This is a genomic window from Streptomyces sp. NPDC039465 (genome assembly GCF_055639315.1).
Genome location: NZ_JBVKAP010000001.1, coordinates 103,314 through 121,649, shown reverse-complemented (window position 1 = coordinate 121,649; position 18,336 = coordinate 103,314). Strand labels below are relative to the sequence as shown.

Sequence of the window (18,336 nt, the reverse complement as noted above, 5' to 3'; positions counted from 1 at the left end):
TCACGATCAGGTGACGGTACGTACCCATCGGTGCACCACTCGTGAAGGAGAGTCCGTGGCCCTGCCTTCCCCCGTCCCGACCCGAGCCCGCCTCAGACCCGGCCGCCCCAGAACCCCCAGTGCCCTCGCCGCCCTGACGGCCGCCGCCCTGTCCCTGCCGCTCGCTCTGGGCGCGAGCCCCGCCCGCGCCCAGGACCCCGACACCGCCCGGCCCACCCCGTACGCCCAGAAGACCACCGCCCCGCTGCGCGCCCAGCTCGCCGACGGCGACCGGGCCACCTTCTGGGTCACCCTCACCACCGAGGCCGACACCGCCTTGGCCCGGCGCGCCACCGGCAAGGCCGCCAAGGCCGGCGCCCTGCGCGCGGCCAAGACCGCGCACGCCGAGAAGTCCCAGGCCGGGCTGCGGGCGCTGCTGAAGAAGGCCGGCGCACCCCACACCGCGTACTGGATCGCCAACACCCTCAAGGTCACCGGCGACCGGGCGCTCGCCGAGACCCTCGCCGCCCGCCCCGAGGTCGCCACCGTCGAGGCCGACGACCCGATCACGATCCCCGATCCGCTGCCGGGCCGCGACGAGCCGCGCACCGACGCCGTCGAGTGGAACGTCGACCGGGTGGGCGCCCCGCGGGTCTGGTCCGAGCTCGGCGTCCGCGGCGACGGCATCACCGTCGCCACCATCGACTCCGGCGTGCAGTACGACCACCCGGCGGTGCGGGCCGCCTACCGGGGGCTGAAGGCGGACGGGACCTACGACCACGCCTACCACTGGTTCGACCCCGCCAAGGTCTGCGCCTCGGCGGCCCCTTGCGACAACAACGGCCACGGCACCCACACCATGGGCACGATGGTCGGCGACGACGGCGCCGGAAACCGCATCGGCGTCGCCCCCGGCGCCCGCTGGATCGCCGCCAAGGGCTGCGAATCGAGCTCCTGCTCACGCGACTCGCTGCTGCGCTCAGGCCAGTGGATCGTCGCCCCCACCGACGCGAGCGGCCAGAACCCGCGCCCCGACCTCGCCCCCGACGTGGTCAACAACTCCTGGGGCAGCGGCGTCGTCGACACCTGGTACAAGACGACCGTCCAGGCGTGGCGCGACGCGGGCATCTTCCCCGCCTTCTCCAACGGCAACAACGGCCCCGGCTGTAACACCGCCGGCTCCCCGGGCGCGTACACCAACGCCTACGCCTCCGGAGCCTTCGACATCGACGGCGCCATCGCGTCCTTCTCCTCACGCGGCGCCGGTGAGACCGGTGGCCTCAAGCCCAACCTCGCCGCGCCCGGCGTGAACATCCGTGCCTCCTGGAACAACGGCGGCTACCACGCCATCTCCGGCACCTCCATGGCCTCGCCGCACACCGCCGCCACCGTCGCCCTGATGTGGTCGGCCTCGCCGGCGCTGCGCGGCAACGTCACCGAGACCGAGAAGCTCCTCGACACCACCGCCGCCGACGTCGACGCCACCACCTGCGGCGGCACCGCCGCCGACAACAACGTCTTCGGCGAGGGCCGCCTCGACGCGTACGCCGCGGTCGCGGCCACCCCGCGCGGCCCCCTCGGCGCCGTCCGCGGCACCGTCACCTCCTCCGGCGCACCGCTGCCCGGCGCCACGCTGCGCTTCGACGGCCCGATGAAGACGACCACGACCAGCGCCGCCGACGGCGGCTACACCCTGCCCCGGCTGATGACCGGCGACTACACCGTCGTCGTTACCAAATTCGGTCACCTCACCGCCACCGGCACGCTCACCGTCACCGAGAACGGCACCGCGGTGAAGGACTTCACCCTCGACCAGGCCCCGCACGCCGACGTCACCGGCAGGGTCACCAGCCACGCGGGCCCGGAGGAGGGCGCCGTCGTCACCGCCCAGGGCACCCCCGTCACCACCAAGACGGGCGCCGACGGCCGCTACACCCTGAGCCTGCCGCTCGGCTCCTACACCCTGGCCGTCACCCCCGCCCACCGCTGCGCCTCCGCGACCGGTGTCCAGGCCGATGTCACCGGCGCCACCACGAAGGACATTGCGCTGCCGGCCCGGAGCGACACCTTCGGCACGGTCTGCTCGGTCACCGTACCGGCCGACTTCCCGACCGGCACCACCAAGCTCGCCTACACCAGCGCCACCTTCGGCACAGCCACCTTCGCCCTGCCGTTCCCGGTGCCCCTCTACGGCAGTACGTACCGGTCGGCGACCGCCTCCGTCGACGGGGTGCTCTCCTTCGGCGCGTCCTCCACCTCCAGCCTCAACACCACCCTGCCCACCACGGCGACTCCCAACGGCGCGCTCTACCCGTTCTGGGACAACCTCACGGTGGACGCCGAGGCGGGTGTGTACTGGTCGGCCACCGGCACCGCCCCGCACCGCAGGATCGTCGTCGAATGGCGTAACGCCCTGCTCGCCTCGAACACGGCCGGCGAGCGGATCTCCTTCGCCGCCGTGCTGGGCGAGGACGGCACCGCGTCCTTCCATTACAAGGACGTCTCCGGGACCGGTCTGGAGAACGGTTCGTCGGCGACGATCGGCGCCGAGAGCGCCACCGGCACCGACGCCCTGCTGTACGCGTTCAACGAGCCCGTCGTCCGGGACGGGACGGTGCTGTCCTTCCGTACGACGAAGACCGCCGTCGTCGCCGGCCGGGTCACCGACGCCAACGACACCCTGCCCGTCCCCGGGGCCACCATCACCGTCGCCACCGGCGGTCTGGTCGCCGCCAGCGACACCGCCGACGCGAGCGGCGCGTACCTGGCGCAGATCCCGGCCGGCCCGGAGTACGACGTCACCGTGCACGCCCACGCGTACCGCGGCGACCGGCTCACGACCGAGCCCGCCGCCGGGGAGATCAAGGTGGTGGACGCGGAGCTGGGCACCGGCCGGGTCACCGTCGACCGCACCGCGCTGACCGTGATCGCCCCGCCCGACGCCCGGCGCACCCGTGCGCTGACGCTGACCAACACCGGCTCGATCGGTACGCCGTACACCGTCACCGAGAAGGACGGCAAGGGCTGGATCACGCCGTCCCCGGCGGCCGGCGGCCTGGACCCGGAGGACCGGCGGGAGGTGAGCCTCGCCGTCGACACCACCGGCGTGGCGCCCGGCACCGTCCTCACCGGGACGCTCCTGGTCACCTCCGACAGCGGACGCAGGCCCGTGATCGAGATCCCGGTGAAGGTCGTCGTCCCCGCCTACCGCACCGCGCTCGACACCGGCGCCACCCAGGAGTCCGTCGACGCGCTCGGCGACACCTGGAGCCCCGACCGGAAACACACCGCCGGCTCGTACGGGCACCTGGGCACCACCAGCACCCTGTCCACCACTCGGCCCATCGTGGGCGCCGAGGATCCGCCGCTGCTGCGCACGGCTCGGCAGGGCATGTACGAGTACCGCTTCGACGCCCTCCCCGAGGGCACGTACGAGGTCGAGCTGGGCTTCGCCGAGCTCGCCGCCAAGCGTCCGACCGACCGGGTCTTCGACGTGATGGCCGAGGGCGCGCAATTCGTACCCAATCTGGACCTGGCCCTGGAGGCCGGTGTGCGTGTCGCGCACAGTCGTTCTTTCACCGTGAAGGTCACCGACGGTCAGCTGAATCTGCGCTTCGTCGCCAACGCCGGAAAGACGCTGGTGAACTCGGTAAGGGTCACCCACAGGCCCGACCTGACCAGCTGATACGCCTTTTCTGAGGACCGCGGCCGCGCCTGTCCCGGCGCGGCCGTGGTGCGTCCTGGAGATCATTTCCGCAGGTCAGATTAGGTTTACCTAAGTGATGCACCGCACCGTTCGATGATCCAGCGGCGGCTTGTCACTCCCTCGAGAATTACGCAACAATGGCGTTGTGAAAAACGTCGGCGAGGCCCCAGCGGAGGAACTCGCGACCGGTGAGCGGTCCACCCGCAACCGGGTCGCGCGCTCCATCCTGGACCACGGCCCGTCCACCGTGGCCGACCTCGCGGGGCGCCTCGGCCTCACCCAGGCGGCGGTCCGCCGCCACCTCGACGCGCTCGTCGCCGAGAACGTCGTGGAAGCCCGCGAACAGCGCGTCTACGGCGCGCGCACCCGCGGCCGCCCCGCCAAGGTCTTCGCACTGACCGACTGCGGCCGCGACGCCTTCGACCAGTCGTACGACACGCTCGCGGTCGACGCGCTGCGCTGGATCGAGCAGAACGCCGGGGGAGAGGCCGCCGTCGCGGCCTTCGCCCGCGACCGGATCGAGGCCCAGGCCGAGGCCTACCGCAAGGCTGTCGAGTCCGCCGACCCCAAGGACCGCGCCGAGGCTCTGGCCAAGGCCCTGACGGCGGACGGGTACGCTGCCACTGCGCGGAACGCGCCGGTCGGCCAGCAGCTCTGCCAGCACCACTGCCCGGTCGCCCACGTCGCCGAGCAGTACCCCCAGCTGTGCGAGGCGGAGACGGAGATCTTCTCCCGCCTCTTGGGAACGCACGTCCAGCGTCTGGCCACCATCGCCCATGGTGACGGCGTCTGCACCACGTTCATCCCGCACGGCAACCCACAGACCACTTCAGAACCAGCATCCGCAAGCACGGCCGGGAGGAACCCCGCATGACCACCGAGATCAGCCACCCCGAGCTCGAGGGCCTGGGTCGGTACGAGTACGGCTGGGCCGACTCGGACGCGGCCGGTGCCGCCGCCAAGCGCGGTCTCTCCGAGGCTGTCGTCCGCGACATCTCCGAGAAGAAGAACGAGCCGGAGTGGATGCTGAAGCTGCGGCTGAAGGGTCTGCGCCTGTTCGACAAGAAGCCCATGCCGAGCTGGGGCTCCGACCTGTCGGGCATCGACTTCGACAACATCAAGTACTTCGTGCGGTCCACCGAGAAGCAGGCCGAGTCCTGGGAGGACCTGCCCGAGGACATCAAGAACACGTACGACAAGCTCGGCATCCCCGAGGCGGAGAAGCAGCGCCTCGTCGCCGGTGTCGCCGCCCAGTACGAGTCCGAGGTCGTCTACCACCAGATCCGCGAGGACCTGGAGGAGCAGGGCGTCATCTTCGTCGACACCGACACCGCGCTCAAGGAGCACGAGGAACTCTTCAAGGAGTACTTCGGCACCGTGATCCCGGTCGGCGACAACAAGTTCGCCTCCCTGAACACGGCCGTGTGGTCCGGCGGATCGTTCATCTACGTCCCCAAGGGCGTGCACGTCGAGATCCCGCTCCAGGCCTACTTCCGTATCAACACGGAGAACATGGGCCAGTTCGAGCGGACGCTGATCATCGTCGACGAGGACGCCTACGTCCACTACGTCGAGGGCTGCACCGCCCCGATCTACTCGTCGGACTCGCTGCACAGCGCCGTCGTCGAGATCATCGTCAAGAAGGGCGGCCGCTGCCGCTACACGACCATCCAGAACTGGTCGAACAACGTCTACAACCTGGTCACCAAGCGCGCCGTGGCGTACGAGGGCGCGACCATGGAGTGGGTCGACGGCAACATCGGCTCCAAGGTGACGATGAAGTACCCGGCCGTCTACCTGATGGGCGAGCACGCCAAGGGCGAGACCCTCTCCATCGCCTTCGCGGGCGAGGGCCAGCACCAGGACGCCGGCGCCAAGATGGTCCACATGGCCCCGAACACCTCCTCCAACATCGTCTCCAAGTCGGTGGCGCGAGGCGGCGGCCGCACCTCCTACCGCGGCCTCATCGAGATCGGCGAGGGCGCCCCCGGCGCCAAGTCGAACGTCCTGTGCGACGCGCTGCTCGTCGACACGATCTCCCGCTCCGACACGTACCCCTACGTGGACGTCCGCGAGGACGACGTGTCCATGGGCCACGAGGCCACCGTCTCCAAGGTCTCCGAGGACCAGCTCTTCTACCTGATGAGCCGCGGCCTGACCGAGTTCGAGGCGATGGCGATGATCGTGCGCGGCTTCGTCGAGCCGATCGCCAAGGAGCTCCCGATGGAGTACGCCCTGGAGCTCAACCGGCTGATCGAGCTGCAGATGGAGGGTGCGGTCGGCTGACGCCGCCCCGCCGTCCGTACCCCCTGGTCTTTGCGTAGTTACGTAGGAAGAGAGCAACACGACAGCCATGGCTGAGGCTCAGAACATCCCGGCGGGCTCCACCACCGCCGGTTCGATCGCGGTGGCCGCCGAGTCGACCGTCGCCACGCGCATGAGCGCGCCCCCCTCCTTCGACGTCGCGGACTTCCCCGTCCCGCACGGCCGCGAGGAGGAGTGGCGCTTCACGCCGCTGGAGCGACTGCGCGGCCTGCACGACGGCACCGCCGTCGCCACCGGCGGAGGCGTCAAGGTCGCGATCGAGGCCCCCGAGGGCGTCACCGTCGAGACCGTCGGCCGCGACGACGCCCGCCTCGGCCGGGCCGGCACGCCCGTCGACCGAGTCGCCGCCCAGGCGTACAGCTCCTTCGAGCAGGCCTCGGTCGTCTCCGTGCCCAAGGAGGCCGTGCTCACCGAGCCCATCCGGATCGCCGTGCACGGCGAGGGCGGCACCGCCTTCGGCCACCAGGTGATCGAGCTCGGCGCGTTCGCCGAGGCCGTCGTCGTCATCGACCACACCGGTGACGCGGTGCTCGCCGCCAACGTGGACTACGTCCTCGGCGACGGCGCCAAGCTCACCGTCGTCTCCGTCCAGGACTGGGACGAGAAGGCCGTCCACGTCGCCCAGCAGAACGCGCTGGTCGGCCGCGACGCCTCCTTCAAGTCCGTCGTCGTCACCTTCGGCGGCGACGTCGTCCGCATCCACCCCCGGGTGCAGTACGCCGGCACCGGCGGCGAGGCCGAGCTGTTCGGCCTCTACTTCACCGACGCCGGCCAGCACCAGGAGCACCGCCTCCTGGTCGACCACAACACCCCGCACTGCCGCTCCAACGTGGCGTACAAGGGCGCCCTCCAGGGCCAGGACGCGCACGCCGTCTGGATCGGCGACGTCCTCATCCAGGCCAAGGCCGAGGGCACGGACACCTACGAGCTCAACCGGAACCTGGTCCTCACGGACGGCGCCCGCGTCGACTCCGTGCCGAACCTGGAGATCGAGACCGGTGAGATCGCCGGCGCCGGCCACGCCTCCGCCACCGGCCGCTTCGACGACGAGCAGCTCTTCTACCTGATGGCCCGCGGCATCCCCGCCGAGGAGGCCCGCCGGCTCGTGGTCCGCGGCTTCTTCGCCGAGCTCGTCCAGCAGATCGGCCTGCCGGACGTGCAGGAGCGCCTCATCGCCAAGATCGACGCCGAGCTGGAGGCGTCGGTCGCATGACCTACGTACGCGCCTGTGGGCTGAGCGAGCTGGAGGAGGACACCCCCAAGCGGGTGGAACTCGACGGCACGCCCGTCTCCATCGTCCGCACCGAGGGCGAGGTGTTCGCGATCAACGACATCTGCTCGCACGCGAACGTCTCCCTCTCCGAGGGCGAGGTGGAGGACTGCGCCATCGAGTGCTGGCTGCACGGCTCCAGCTTCGACCTGCGCACCGGCAAGCCGTCCGGCCTCCCCGCGACGCGCCCCGTCCCCGTATACCCCGTAAAGATCGAAGGGGACGATGTGCTCGTCTCCGTCACCCAGGAGTCCTGAGTCACCCATGGCAACGCTTGAAATCCGCGACCTGCACGTCTCCGTCGAGGCCGAGAACGGCCCCCGGGAGATCCTCAAGGGCGTCGACCTGACCGTGAAGCAGGGCGAGACCCACGCCATCATGGGCCCCAACGGCTCCGGCAAGTCGACCCTCGCGTACTCCCTCGCGGGCCACCCCAAGTACACGATCACCAGCGGCACCGTGACCCTGGACGGCGAGGACGTCCTGGAGATGTCCGTCGACGAGCGCGCCCGCGCCGGCGTCTTCCTCGCCATGCAGTACCCGGTCGAGGTCCCCGGTGTCTCGGTCTCCAACTTCCTGCGCACCTCCGCCACCGCCGTCCGCGGCGAGGCCCCCAAGCTGCGCACCTGGGTGAAGGAGGTCAAGGAGTCCATGGAGCGCCTCCACATGGACCCCGCCTTCGCCGAGCGCAACGTCAACGAGGGCTTCTCCGGCGGTGAGAAGAAGCGCCACGAGATCCTCCAGCTCGAGCTGCTCAAGCCCAAGGTCGCCATCCTCGACGAGACCGACTCCGGCCTCGACGTCGACGCCCTGCGCATCGTCTCCGAGGGCGTCAACCGCGTCCGCGAGACCGGCGAGGTCGGCACCCTGCTGATCACGCACTACACGCGGATCCTCCGCTACATCAAGCCCGACTTCGTCCACGTCTTCGCCAACGGCCGCATCGCCGAGTCCGGCGGCGCCGAGCTCGCCGACAAGCTGGAGAACGAGGGCTACGAGGCGTACACGAAGGGCGGCGCATCCGAGTGACCCAGCTGCCGGGCCTTCTCGACACCGAGGCGATCCGTAAGGACTTCCCCCTGCTGGATCGTGTGGTCCACGACGGGAAGAAGATCGTGTACCTGGACTCCGCGGCGACGTCGCAGAAGCCGCGCCAGGTGCTCGACGCGCTGAACGAGTACTACGAGCGCCACAACGCCAATGTGCACCGCGGCGTGTACACGGTCGCCGAGGAGGCCACGGCGCTGTACGAGGGCGCCCGCGACAAGGTCGCCGGCTTCATCAACGCGCCCAGCCGCAACGAGGTCATCTTCACCAAGAACGCCTCCGAGTCGCTCAACCTCGTGGCCAACATGCTGGGCTGGGCCGACGAGCCCTACCGCGTGGACCACGAGACCGAGATCGCGATCACGGAGATGGAGCACCACTCCAACATCGTGCCGTGGCAGCTGCTCGCGCAGCGCACGGGCGCGAAGCTGAAGTGGTTCGGCCTCACCGACGACGGCCGCCTCGACCTGTCGAACATCGACGAGGTGATCACCGAGAAGACCAAGGTCGTCTCGTTCACCCTGGTCTCCAACCTGCTGGGCACGGTCAACCCGGTCGAGACGATCGTCCGCCGCGCCCAGGAGGTCGGTGCGCTGGTCTGCATCGACGCCTCGCAGGCCGCCCCGCACATGGTGCTGGACGTGCAGGCGCTCCAGGCCGACTTCGTGGCCTTCACCGGCCACAAGATGTGTGGCCCGACCGGCATCGGTGTGCTGTGGGGACGCCAGGAGCTCCTGGAGGACCTGCCGCCGTTCCTCGGCGGCGGCGAGATGATCGAGACCGTCTCGATGCACTCGTCCACCTACGCCCCGGCGCCGCACAAGTTCGAGGCCGGTACGCCCCCGATCGCGCAGGCCGTCGGCCTCGGCGCGGCCGTGGACTACCTCTCGGCCATCGGCATGGACAAGATCGCGGCGCATGAGCACGCGATCACCGAGTACGCGGTGCGCCGCCTGCAGGAGGTCCCCGACCTGCGGATCATCGGCCCGGTGACGGCCGAGGACCGCGGCGCCGCGATCTCCTTCACGCTCGGTGACATCCACCCGCACGACGTGGGCCAGGTCCTCGACGAGGAGGGCATCGCGGTCCGGGTCGGCCACCACTGCGCGCGGCCGGTCTGTCTGCGGTACGGAATTCCTGCGACCACGCGGGCGTCGTTCTATCTGTACTCCACGCCCGGCGAGGTCGACGCCTTGGTCGCGGGCCTGGAGCACGTACGGAACTTCTTCGGCTGAGGGGCTGACGCGGTTGTGAAGCTTGATTCGATGTACCAGGACGTCATCCTGGACCACTACAAGCACCCGCATGGCCGGGGCTTGCGGGACGGCGATGCCGAGGTGCATCACGTCAATCCGACGTGCGGCGACGAGATCACGCTCCGCGTGAAGTACGACGGTTCACGGATCGAGGACGTGTCGTACGAGGGCCAGGGCTGCTCCATCAGCCAGGCGTCGGCCTCCGTGCTGAACGAACTGCTGGTCGGCAAGGAGCTGGCCGAGGCGCAGAAGATCCAGGGCACGTTCCTGGAGCTGATGCAGTCCAAGGGCCAGATCGAGCCGGACGACGCGATGGAGGAGATCCTGGAGGACGCGGTCGCGTTCGCCGGAGTCTCCAAGTACCCGGCCCGGGTGAAGTGCGCCCTGCTGAGCTGGATGGCGTGGAAGGACGCGACGGCCCAGGCTCTGGGTGAAGGACCACAAGATTCTGCGAGGAAGTCGGCATGAGCGAGAACGCAGAGGCCACGATGAAGCCGGCCTCCGAGGAAGAAGTCCGCGAGGCGCTGTACGACGTCGTCGACCCCGAGCTGGGCATCGACGTCGTCAACCTCGGCCTCATCTACGGCATCCACATCGACGACTCCAATGTCGCGACGCTGGACATGACCCTGACGTCGGCGGCCTGCCCGCTGACCGATGTGATCGAGGACCAGGCGAAGGCCGCGACCGACGGCATCGTCAGCGAACTCAAGATCAACTGGGTCTGGATGCCGCCGTGGGGCCCGGACAAGATCACGGACGACGGCCGCGAGCAGCTGCGCGCGCTCGGCTTCAACGTCTGATCGCTGTTGGACACCCTGAAGGGCCCCGGCTGGTGAGCCGGGGCCCTTCGGGCTATCGGTGCGTGCCGCCTCGTCGCCGCACGATGCTTGGGCTGAAACACTGACGAACATGGCCGTATCCATGTACCACCTCGTCGTCGACGCCCATGACCTCCCCGCCCAGGCCCGGTTCTGGGCGCAGGTGCTCGACTGGCAGGTCCTGTACGAGGCCGGGGACGAGGTCGTCATCGGGGCGCACGAGCATGCGCTGCCCGGGATGTGCTTCGTGCCCGTGCCCGAGGAGAAGACCGGCAAGAACCGGCTGCACATCGATCTCACGCCCGACGATCAGGACGCCGAGGTGCAGCGGATTGTGCGGCTCGGGGCCCGGCGGGTCGACGTCGGGCAGGGCGAGGACGTGTCGTGGGTCGTCCTCGCCGATCCCGAGGGCAACGAGTTCTGTGTGCTGAGGCCCAAGGCCTCGCTCATCGACTGACGGGGACCGCCGCCGCCTCCGCCAACGTCGGGGCCAGGTTCTCCTTGCGGATGCGCTGGTCCACGTAGAGCAGGCCGGCCACCAGCTGGGGGAAGGTCGCCGCGACGATCTGGCCCACCAGCTGGGCGATCAGCATCACGACCAGCAGGCCCGAGAACAGCGCCACCAGCTCGCTGCCGGAGTCGACCTGGCCGAAGGAGGACGTCGGGACCGACACCAGCAGGGTGAACACCTGCTGGATGGCGTAGTTCACCAGGCCCGCCAGGAGGCCCGCCAGCAGCGTGATGCCGAAGATCCGCCACCAGAAGCCGCGGACCAGGTCCGCCGAGCGGCCCATCGCGGCCAGCGCCCCCTGACCCTCGAAGACGGCCGCCGCCGGGGCCAGGCTGTAGCGCACCCACAGCCAGGTCGACACCGGCGCCACCAGCAGCGCCCCGAGCAGGGCGAGCAGCGGCAGGGCCGGGGAGCTGGTGAACGCGTCGCCGGCCGCCGCGAGCAGCGCGATCATCAGCCCGATGAACCCGATCATGAACAGCGCGACGGGCACCAGGATGATCAGCGCCGTCAGGAAGACCGTGCCGAGGACCGCCGGCATCCGCTTCCAGGCCCGCCCCCACACCACCCCGAAGGTGGTGGGCCGGCCCAGGACCGCGTCCTGGAGGACCGCCGGGCACGCCGCGTAGAGCACCGCGTTCGCCAGCAGCAGCCCGACGATGCCCACGACCCACACGGCGGCCAGCGCGATCAGCAGCGGCCGTCCGTCCTCCCAGGCCGGGCTCTGCCCCGACGGCAGGTCGAAGACGCGCGGCAGATGGTCCGCGACCGCCGCGTACGCGACCACGAGCGCCGCGCCGATCAGCACCGCGGCCCCGCCGTAGGCGACCAGCGCGACGGCGAGCAGCTGCTTCCAGTGGCGGCCCAGCGTCGCGAACGCACCGCCCAGGATCTCGCCGAGTCCGAGCGGCGCGAGGGGTATCACTCCGGGCTTGGGCGGCGGCGGGGAAGCCCAGCCGTACGGCCCCGTAGGAAATGTCATGGACACAAGGTAGCGGGCGGTGCAGTGTACGACCGTACGCAACGTTGTGTACGGTCGTACGCATGGGATACGGACTGCTGGCCGGCGCCATCGCCGCCGAGATCGCCGCCACCACGGCCATGAAATACAGCGACGGCTTCACCCGGCTCTGGCCCTCCCTGATCGCCGTGACCGGCTACCTCATCGCCTTCGCCCTGCTCGCGCAGACCCTCAAAACCCTCCAGATCGGCACCGCCTACGCCATCTGGTCCGGCATCGGCACCGCCGCCGTCGCAGCCATCGGCATGCTCTTCCTCGGCGAATCCACCAGCCTGATCAAAATCACCGGCATCCTCCTGGTCATCGCCGGCGTCATCGTCCTCAACCTCGGCGGCGCGCACTGATGCCCCGCCGCTACGACCCCGACCGCCGCCAGCGCATCATCGACGCCGCCCTCAGAGTCGTCGCCGAGAGCGGCATCGCCGGCCTCAGCCACCGCACCGCCGCCGCCGAGGCCGACGTCCCGCTCGGCTCCACCACGTACCACTTCGCCTCCCTCGACGAACTCCTCGTCGCCGCCCTGCGCCAGGCGGGCGAGTCCTTCGCCGCGGCCGTAGCCACCAGCGAGGCCCTCACCGACCCCGGCCGCGACCTCGCCACCGAACTCGCCCGCCTCATGGGCCGCTGGATCGCCGGCGACCGCACCGCGGTCGAGCTGGAGTACGAGCTCTATCTCGCCGCCCTGCGCCGCCCCGCCCTGCGCCCCGTCGCCGCCGAATGGACCGACACCGTCACCGCCGCCCTCTCCCACCGCACCGACCCCGCCACCGCCCGCGCCCTCGTCGCCCTGATGGACGGCCTCTGCCTCCAGGTCCTGCTCACCGGCGGCCAGTACGACGAAGCCCACGCCCGCGACATGCTGCACCGCCTCCTCCCGTGAACCCTCGGCCCGATGAGGGCCCGCCCCCGCCGCCGACCGGTACCTGAGACCGGTTCGCCCCGGCGCGCCCCCGCCGGTTAGGTTTCCCTCATGACTGACTCGCCCGACAGCACCACCGCACCGCGCACCACCGGCGCCGTCGCCGCCGGCCTCGCCACCATCGCCGGCGACGGCACCGTCCTCGACACCTGGTTCCCCGCCCCCGAGCTCGTCGCCGAGCCCGGCCCGGCCGGCACCCAGCGGCTCACCGCCGACGACGCCGTCACTCTCCTCGGCGCGGGCGCCGCCAAGGCCATCGGCGTGGACGCCCGCCGTGGGGTCGAGGTCGTCGCCGTCCGTACCGTCATCGGCTCCCTGGACGACAAGCCGCTCGACGCGCACGACGCCTACCTGCGTCTGCACCTGCTCTCCCACCGCCTGGTCAAGCCGCACGGCGTGAGCCTCGACGGCCTCTTCGGCGTCCTCGCCAACGTCGCCTGGACCTCGCTCGGCCCGGTCGCCGTCGACGACGTCGAGAAGGTCCGCCTCAACGCCCGCGCCGAGGGGCTCCACCTCCAGGTGACGTCCATCGACAAGTTCCCGCGCATGACCGACTACGTCACCCCCAAGGGCGTCCGGATCGCCGACGCCGACCGCGTCCGGCTCGGCGCGCACCTCGCCGCCGGTACCACCGTCATGCACGAGGGCTTCGTCAACTTCAACGCCGGCACGCTCGGCACGTCGATGGTCGAGGGCCGCATCTCGGCCGGTGTCGTCGTCGGCGACGGCTCCGACATCGGCGGCGGCGCCTCCACCATGGGCACCCTCTCCGGCGGCGGCAACGTCGTCATCGCCATCGGCGAGCGCTGCCTGATCGGCGCCGAGGCCGGTGTCGGCATCGCGCTCGGCGACGAGTGCGTCGTCGAGGCCGGTCTCTACGTCACCGCCGGCACCCGCGTCACGATGCCCGACGGCCAGATCGTCAAGGCCCGCGAGCTCTCCGGCGCCTCGAACATCCTCTTCCGCCGCAACTCGGTCACCGGCGCCGTCGAGGCCCGCCCGAACAACGCGGTCTGGGGCGGCCTCAACGACATCCTCCACAGCCACAACTGATCGGGCCGGCTCCGCGTTGAACACGACGCAGAGCCGACCGATCATCTGATGCGAGGAGTGACATGAGGACCAGATCCACGGTGGCGGGGGCGCTGACCTTCCTGGCCGTCCTGCTGCCCGCCACCACCGCCACCGCGGACGAGACCAACCGCGACTCCCACAACGGCCCGGTCGTCGCCCTGATCCACACCGGTCAGATCGACGACCCCGCCGAAGACGTCCTGGAGCACGCGAACATCCTCGGCCGCACTCACGTCTCCGGCTGAACCAGCTCCTCGTACGCAGCCCGCAGCCCGGCGGCCGCCTCCCGGCCGGCGGGCTGCAGCGGTTCCCGCACCGCCCCGCCGAGCAGCGCCTTCACCGTCACCGTGCCCGGCAGCCCCGACGCCATCATCAGCTCGGCCAGCGGCAGCGTCCGCTGATTCAGCCGCCGCGCCGCCACCGTGTCACCCGCGTCGAACGCGTCGAGCACCGCCCGCATCGCGCGCGGCGCCACATTGGCAACCGTACTGACATAACCCGCCCCACCCAGCGCGTACAGCGGCAGATTCAGCTCCTCGCACCCCGAGTAGTACGCCAGCGACGTACGCGCGATCACCTTCGCGCTGCCCAGCAGGTCGTACGCGCAGTCCTTGACCGCCACGATCCGCGGATGCCCCGCCAGCTCCAGCAGCGTCCCCGGCTCGATCCGGGTCCCCGTGCGCCCCGGAATGTCGTACAGCATCAACGGCAGCCCGCTCGCGTCCGCCACCCGCAGGAAGTGCGCCCGCACCGCGTCCTGCGGTGGACGGCTGTAGTACGGCGTCACCACCAGCAGCCCGTCCGCGCCGGCCTCCTCGGCCTGCCGGGCCAGCGCCAGCGTGTGCCGGGTGTCGGACGTGCCGACGCCCGCCACGACCGCGACACCGTCCCCGACCTCCTCCCGCACGGCCCGTACCAGCGCCGACTTCTCCGCGTCGCTCGTGGTGGGCGACTCGCCGGTCGTGCCGTTGAGGACCAGGCCGTCGCAGCCCTCCGCGACCAGACGCGCCGCATGGCGCCGCGCCGCGCCGAGATCGAGCTCACCGGAGTCGGTGAACGGCGTGATCATCGCGCACAGCGCGCGGCCGAACGGACGAGGAGGCTGTTCACAGTCAACGATCGTCATCCTCGCAGTCTCCGCGCCCCCGAAGATGAAGGTCCACTTAGTTCTTCTTGTCAGGCAGGGTTAGCACCGCTGAACAATCCCGGGCCGAAGCGGTGGGCCTCCGCCCGGCGCTTGTCGCTCGTCAGCTGGACCAGCGCGCAGCCACGCTCACGGGCGCGCGCCACCGCGCGCGTCATCAGCTCCCGGCCGAGCCCGCCGCCCCGCCGGTCGGCCCTGATCCGCACCGCCTCGATCAGGGCCCGCTCGGCGCCCCCCCTTGCCGAGGCCCGGAATGTACGTCGCCTGAAGACAGCCGACCACGGTGTCCCCGTCGACCAGCACCAGCATCTCGTTGCGGCCGTCGGCCTCGATCGCGGCGAAGGCCCGTTCGTACGCCTCGTCCACGACTATGGACGCCGGATCGACGACGGTGTCCTCGTCGGCCAGCAGGGCGAGGACGGCGGGCAGTTCGGTGTGGGTGGCGGGTCGGAAGATCATGGCCGGAAGTATCCGTGATCCACGCTTGACCTCAACTTTGGTTGACGTTCCACGATGGTCCTACGCGCCGCCCAGGCGCCCACCACCGGAAGGGGAACACCACCATGACCGTCCACGCCCGCCTCCACACCGACGCCCGTCCCGACCTCACCCGCGCCGACGTCGGAGTCGTCAAGGCCAGCACCTGGCGGGTCGGGACCCCCGAGCGCCAGCGCGCCGCCGTCGACGCCATCCGCAAGACCTGGCAGAGCCGCGCCTGGCCCGACAGCGGGATCCTCTCGTACACCGTCTACATCGGGGAGGACGGCGACACGCTCTTCCACTACTCGCAGTGGCGCAGCGAGCAGGCCTTCCAGGACTTCTTCGCCCGCCACCGCGACGACCGCAACGCCGAGATCGACGCCGCCGTCCCCGGCATCGAACGCGTCGAGGTCAACTCGTACGAGCTCTACCGCGCCGAGAAGTCGGCGCAGGACGACCATCGCGTACCGGGCAGCATCGTCGTCGTGGACGTCACGTTCGACGGCCCCGACGCCGACCGGCAGCGGGACTGGGTGGACGGCGTCTTCGAGGCACTGGCGACCGACCCGAACCCGCACCCCGGCGGCATCTCCGGAAACTTCCACATCAGCGTCGACGGCACCCGCATCCTCAACTACGCCGAGTGGGAGAGCGCAGAGGCCCACATCGAGGCCCTCGCCGCGCCCGGTGACGGCATCGGCGCGGACACTCCCCAGTGGCGCAAGGTGCAGACGTACCCGGGTGTCGTCGGCGGCGGCGTGAAGCGGTACACGCCCGCGCTGAGCCTCAGCGCGGGCGTGTCCTGAGAATGCGGGGAGGAGTTACGGGCGGAAGCGCAGCACCTGCGGGTCGTGGTCGCTGTTCTGCTCGGCGAACTCGGCGTTGATGTGCACGCTGTCGTACTCGAAGTCGTCGATCGACGGGCTCGTCAGGATCTGGTCGAGGACCTGGCTGTTGCCCTGGAAGACGTACGAGTACCGCTCGCTGCGCGGCAGCGACTTCACGGCCGGGTACAGCACACCGCCGTCGGTGAGCGCCTTCGTCGTCTCGGAGAACTCGAAGTCGTTGATGTCACCGAGGACGACCACGTCCGCGCCGCGCTGCACCTTCAGGATGTCCTTCACGAAGGTGTTCACGGCCTGCGCCTGCTGCAGCCGCTTCACCTCGGAGGAACGGTTCGGCGGCTGGTGGTGCGAGACCAGCGACTCGTCGCCGCCCTTCGAACCGAAGTGGTTCGCGATCACGAAGACCGTCTTGCCCTTGAAGGTGAACTCACCCGCGAGCGGCTTGCGGCTGTTGTCCCAGGCCGTGTTCGCCGGGTCGATCCGGCCCGGGGACAGCGTCAGCGCCGCCCGGCCCTTCTCGCCGCGCACCACACCGGTCGCGCTCTGCGCGTCGCCGCCGGCGCGGTCGGTGAACGAGACCCGCTCCGGGTTGAAGAGGAAGACCTGGCGGATGTTGCCGCCGGGCTCGCCGCCGTCCTTGTTGTTGACCGGGTCGATCGAGCGCCACGCGTAGGCCGGGCCGCCGGCGGCCGCGATCGCCTCCGTGAACTTCTTCAGCGTCTGGTCGGCGGCGACCGTGCCGTCGTTCTTGGCGCCGTTGTTGTCCTGGATCTCCTCCAGGGCCACGATGTCCGGCGACGCAAGGTTCTCCACGACCGCCTTGGCCAGCGCGTCGAACTTCTCCTGCGGGTCCGACGGGTCCAGGTTCTCCACGTTGTACGTGGCCACCGCCAGCTCGCCGCGGCGCTGCGGCTCGGTGGTTTCCCGCTCCAGACCACGGTCCACGACCGTGCCCAGCGTGCGGGCCGTCAGCGTGTAGCCGCCGAACTGGTTGAAGTCGAGCGGGCCCTCGGTCGTCCCCGACAGCACGTCACCGACGTTCGCCTTCGGGAACGGCTGCTGGGCGATCGGGGTCAGCGACTGGATCTGGAGCCGGCCGGTGTTCTGCGAGGTGTACGAGCCGTAGACCGTGCCGCCGCGGCGGCTCGCGTGCTCGTACGGCTTCACCGTCACCCACAGCTCGGAGTACGGGTCGGTGGCGCCGACCACCCGCGACGAGCCGATCGTGACGTTGGTGCCCTCCAGGGACTCGTAGTAGTCCAGGGCGTACGTCTCCGGGCGCAGCGTCAGCCCGTTGATGGAGCCCCCGGCGGCCGGGTCGCCCTCGGGCGCGTACACGGACGGAACGGACTTCGCCGAGATCCGGACGGGCGCGGGCAGGGCGTTCCCGGAGGAGACGACCGTCACGGCCGGCTTGGTGATCTGGGTGACCGACTGGTTGCCCGACTTCAGACCGCCCGGCACGTACTCGCCGACCGTGCCCGACACCTTCACCGCGTCGCCGACCGCGACGGTCGGCGCGGAGCCCGTGTAGACGAAGACGCCCTCGCTGGTGGCCGCGTCCCCGTCACCCTGCGGGTCCTGGAACCAGAAGCCCTTGGAGCCGTACGTCCGCACGCCCGTCACGATGCCCGTGACATCCGTGACCGCCTGGCCGGCGAGCGGGGAGGTGCGGGTCGTGCCCTGGATGTCGTGGATACGCACCACGGCCGGGGCGGTGTCCTCGGCGGCGGCGGTGGCGGAACCGGCCAGCAGACCGGCGGCGAGAGCGGCGGCGACGACGGTCGAAACGGCCGCGGATCTCGGTATGGAGGAAGGCATCAAAGGGCTCCGAAAGTGCTTGGAGGATCGGTCGATGGATCTACGCGCGTCAATCTCTTGTGTGAGTAAGGAACTTGTCAAGAGTTGCCGGGGGTACGGATGGTGACCGGCTCATGA

Annotated in this window: 18 protein-coding genes and 1 pseudogene; 15 read left to right on the top strand and 4 right to left on the bottom strand. The window is 70.4% G+C overall.

The window, feature by feature from the left end:
* The first annotated feature begins 55 nt into the window (after positions 1-55).
* The 10 genes from ACZ7LT_RS00610 to ACZ7LT_RS00565 all read left to right on the top strand — a co-directional run bounded on the left by ACZ7LT_RS00610 (position 56) and on the right by ACZ7LT_RS00565 (position 10,861).
* Positions 56-3,664 carry a S8 family serine peptidase gene (locus tag ACZ7LT_RS00610; RefSeq protein WP_471232497.1) on the top strand — a complete coding sequence of 1,203 codons (3,609 nt, stop codon included), beginning with the start codon at positions 56-58 and terminating at the stop codon, positions 3,662-3,664.
* A 166-nt stretch (positions 3,665-3,830) separates the two neighbouring features.
* Positions 3,831-4,559, top strand: a complete 729-nt coding sequence (locus ACZ7LT_RS00605; RefSeq protein ID WP_471232495.1) for a helix-turn-helix transcriptional regulator — start codon at positions 3,831-3,833, stop codon at positions 4,557-4,559.
* Positions 4,556-5,971: a Fe-S cluster assembly protein SufB gene (sufB, locus tag ACZ7LT_RS00600; protein WP_471232493.1), complete on the top strand. Its 1,416-nt coding sequence runs from the start codon at positions 4,556-4,558 to the stop codon at positions 5,969-5,971. The genes ACZ7LT_RS00605 and sufB overlap by 4 nt, the downstream gene beginning before the upstream one ends.
* Before the next feature lie 67 nt (positions 5,972-6,038).
* Positions 6,039-7,223, top strand: coding sequence for a Fe-S cluster assembly protein SufD (gene sufD, locus ACZ7LT_RS00595; RefSeq protein ID WP_471232492.1), 1,185 nt, complete (start codon positions 6,039-6,041; stop codon positions 7,221-7,223).
* The gene (locus ACZ7LT_RS00590; protein WP_019885323.1) at positions 7,220-7,537 is read left to right on the top strand and encodes a bifunctional 3-phenylpropionate/cinnamic acid dioxygenase ferredoxin subunit; all 318 of its coding nucleotides are present in this window, start codon (positions 7,220-7,222) and stop codon (positions 7,535-7,537) included. Before sufD ends, ACZ7LT_RS00590 begins: the two co-directional genes overlap by 4 nt.
* A 7-nt stretch (positions 7,538-7,544) precedes the next feature.
* Complete coding sequence (gene sufC, locus ACZ7LT_RS00585; RefSeq protein ID WP_471232491.1) at positions 7,545-8,309, top strand: Fe-S cluster assembly ATPase SufC; 765 nt, start codon at positions 7,545-7,547, stop codon at positions 8,307-8,309.
* A complete protein-coding gene (locus tag ACZ7LT_RS00580; protein WP_471232490.1) occupies positions 8,306-9,562 on the top strand; it encodes a cysteine desulfurase in 1,257 nt (418 codons plus the stop codon). Before sufC ends, ACZ7LT_RS00580 begins: the two co-directional genes overlap by 4 nt.
* A gap of 15 nt (positions 9,563-9,577) precedes the next feature.
* A complete protein-coding gene (gene sufU / locus ACZ7LT_RS00575) occupies positions 9,578-10,051 on the top strand; it encodes a Fe-S cluster assembly sulfur transfer protein SufU (RefSeq protein ID WP_471232488.1) in 474 nt (157 codons plus the stop codon).
* Positions 10,048-10,386 carry a metal-sulfur cluster assembly factor gene (locus tag ACZ7LT_RS00570; protein WP_471232487.1) on the top strand — a complete coding sequence of 113 codons (339 nt, stop codon included), beginning with the start codon at positions 10,048-10,050 and terminating at the stop codon, positions 10,384-10,386. The genes sufU and ACZ7LT_RS00570 overlap by 4 nt, the downstream gene beginning before the upstream one ends.
* 109 nt (positions 10,387-10,495) lie before the next feature.
* A complete protein-coding gene (locus ACZ7LT_RS00565; protein WP_471232485.1) occupies positions 10,496-10,861 on the top strand; it encodes a VOC family protein in 366 nt (121 codons plus the stop codon).
* Here the strand turns inward: ACZ7LT_RS00565 and ACZ7LT_RS00560 are convergent.
* Entirely contained in the window at positions 10,851-11,897 is a 1,047-nt protein-coding gene (locus ACZ7LT_RS00560) for a DUF7847 domain-containing protein (RefSeq protein ID WP_471232483.1), read from the bottom strand. The genes ACZ7LT_RS00565 and ACZ7LT_RS00560 overlap by 11 nt on opposite strands.
* 62 nt (positions 11,898-11,959) lie before the next feature.
* Between ACZ7LT_RS00560 and ACZ7LT_RS00555 the strand changes: the two genes are divergently transcribed.
* The 4 genes from ACZ7LT_RS00555 to ACZ7LT_RS00540 all read left to right on the top strand — a co-directional run bounded on the left by ACZ7LT_RS00555 (position 11,960) and on the right by ACZ7LT_RS00540 (position 14,174).
* Entirely contained in the window at positions 11,960-12,280 is a 321-nt protein-coding gene (locus tag ACZ7LT_RS00555; RefSeq protein ID WP_471232481.1) for a DMT family transporter, read from the top strand.
* The gene (locus tag ACZ7LT_RS00550; RefSeq protein ID WP_471232479.1) at positions 12,280-12,816 is read left to right on the top strand and encodes a TetR/AcrR family transcriptional regulator; all 537 of its coding nucleotides are present in this window, start codon (positions 12,280-12,282) and stop codon (positions 12,814-12,816) included. The genes ACZ7LT_RS00555 and ACZ7LT_RS00550 overlap by 1 nt, the downstream gene beginning before the upstream one ends.
* Before the next feature lie 90 nt (positions 12,817-12,906).
* Positions 12,907-13,908: a 2,3,4,5-tetrahydropyridine-2,6-dicarboxylate N-succinyltransferase gene (gene dapD, locus ACZ7LT_RS00545; protein ID WP_471232477.1), complete on the top strand. Its 1,002-nt coding sequence runs from the start codon at positions 12,907-12,909 to the stop codon at positions 13,906-13,908.
* A gap of 62 nt (positions 13,909-13,970) precedes the next feature.
* On the top strand, positions 13,971-14,174 hold the full coding sequence (locus ACZ7LT_RS00540) for a hypothetical protein (protein WP_471232476.1): 204 nt from the start codon (positions 13,971-13,973) through the stop codon (positions 14,172-14,174).
* On the opposite strand, the gene dapA is transcribed toward ACZ7LT_RS00540, so the two are convergent.
* Together dapA and ACZ7LT_RS00530 are read right to left on the bottom strand one after the other, a co-directional pair.
* Positions 14,159-15,055, bottom strand: a complete 897-nt coding sequence (gene dapA / locus ACZ7LT_RS00535) for a 4-hydroxy-tetrahydrodipicolinate synthase (RefSeq protein WP_471232474.1) — start codon at positions 15,053-15,055, stop codon at positions 14,159-14,161. The genes ACZ7LT_RS00540 and dapA overlap by 16 nt on opposite strands.
* A gap of 50 nt (positions 15,056-15,105) precedes the next feature.
* Positions 15,106-15,532, bottom strand: a pseudogene (locus ACZ7LT_RS00530) (GNAT family N-acetyltransferase).
* 104 nt (positions 15,533-15,636) lie between these two features.
* On the opposite strand from ACZ7LT_RS00530, the gene ACZ7LT_RS00525 reads away from it, so the two are divergent.
* The gene (locus ACZ7LT_RS00525; protein WP_471232472.1) at positions 15,637-16,359 is read left to right on the top strand and encodes an antibiotic biosynthesis monooxygenase; all 723 of its coding nucleotides are present in this window, start codon (positions 15,637-15,639) and stop codon (positions 16,357-16,359) included.
* A 15-nt stretch (positions 16,360-16,374) separates the two neighbouring features.
* On the opposite strand, the gene ACZ7LT_RS00520 is transcribed toward ACZ7LT_RS00525, so the two are convergent.
* Positions 16,375-18,219 carry an endonuclease/exonuclease/phosphatase family protein gene (locus ACZ7LT_RS00520; RefSeq protein ID WP_471232471.1) on the bottom strand — a complete coding sequence of 615 codons (1,845 nt, stop codon included), beginning with the start codon at positions 18,217-18,219 and terminating at the stop codon, positions 16,375-16,377.
* Between the last annotated feature and the right edge of the window lie 117 nt (positions 18,220-18,336).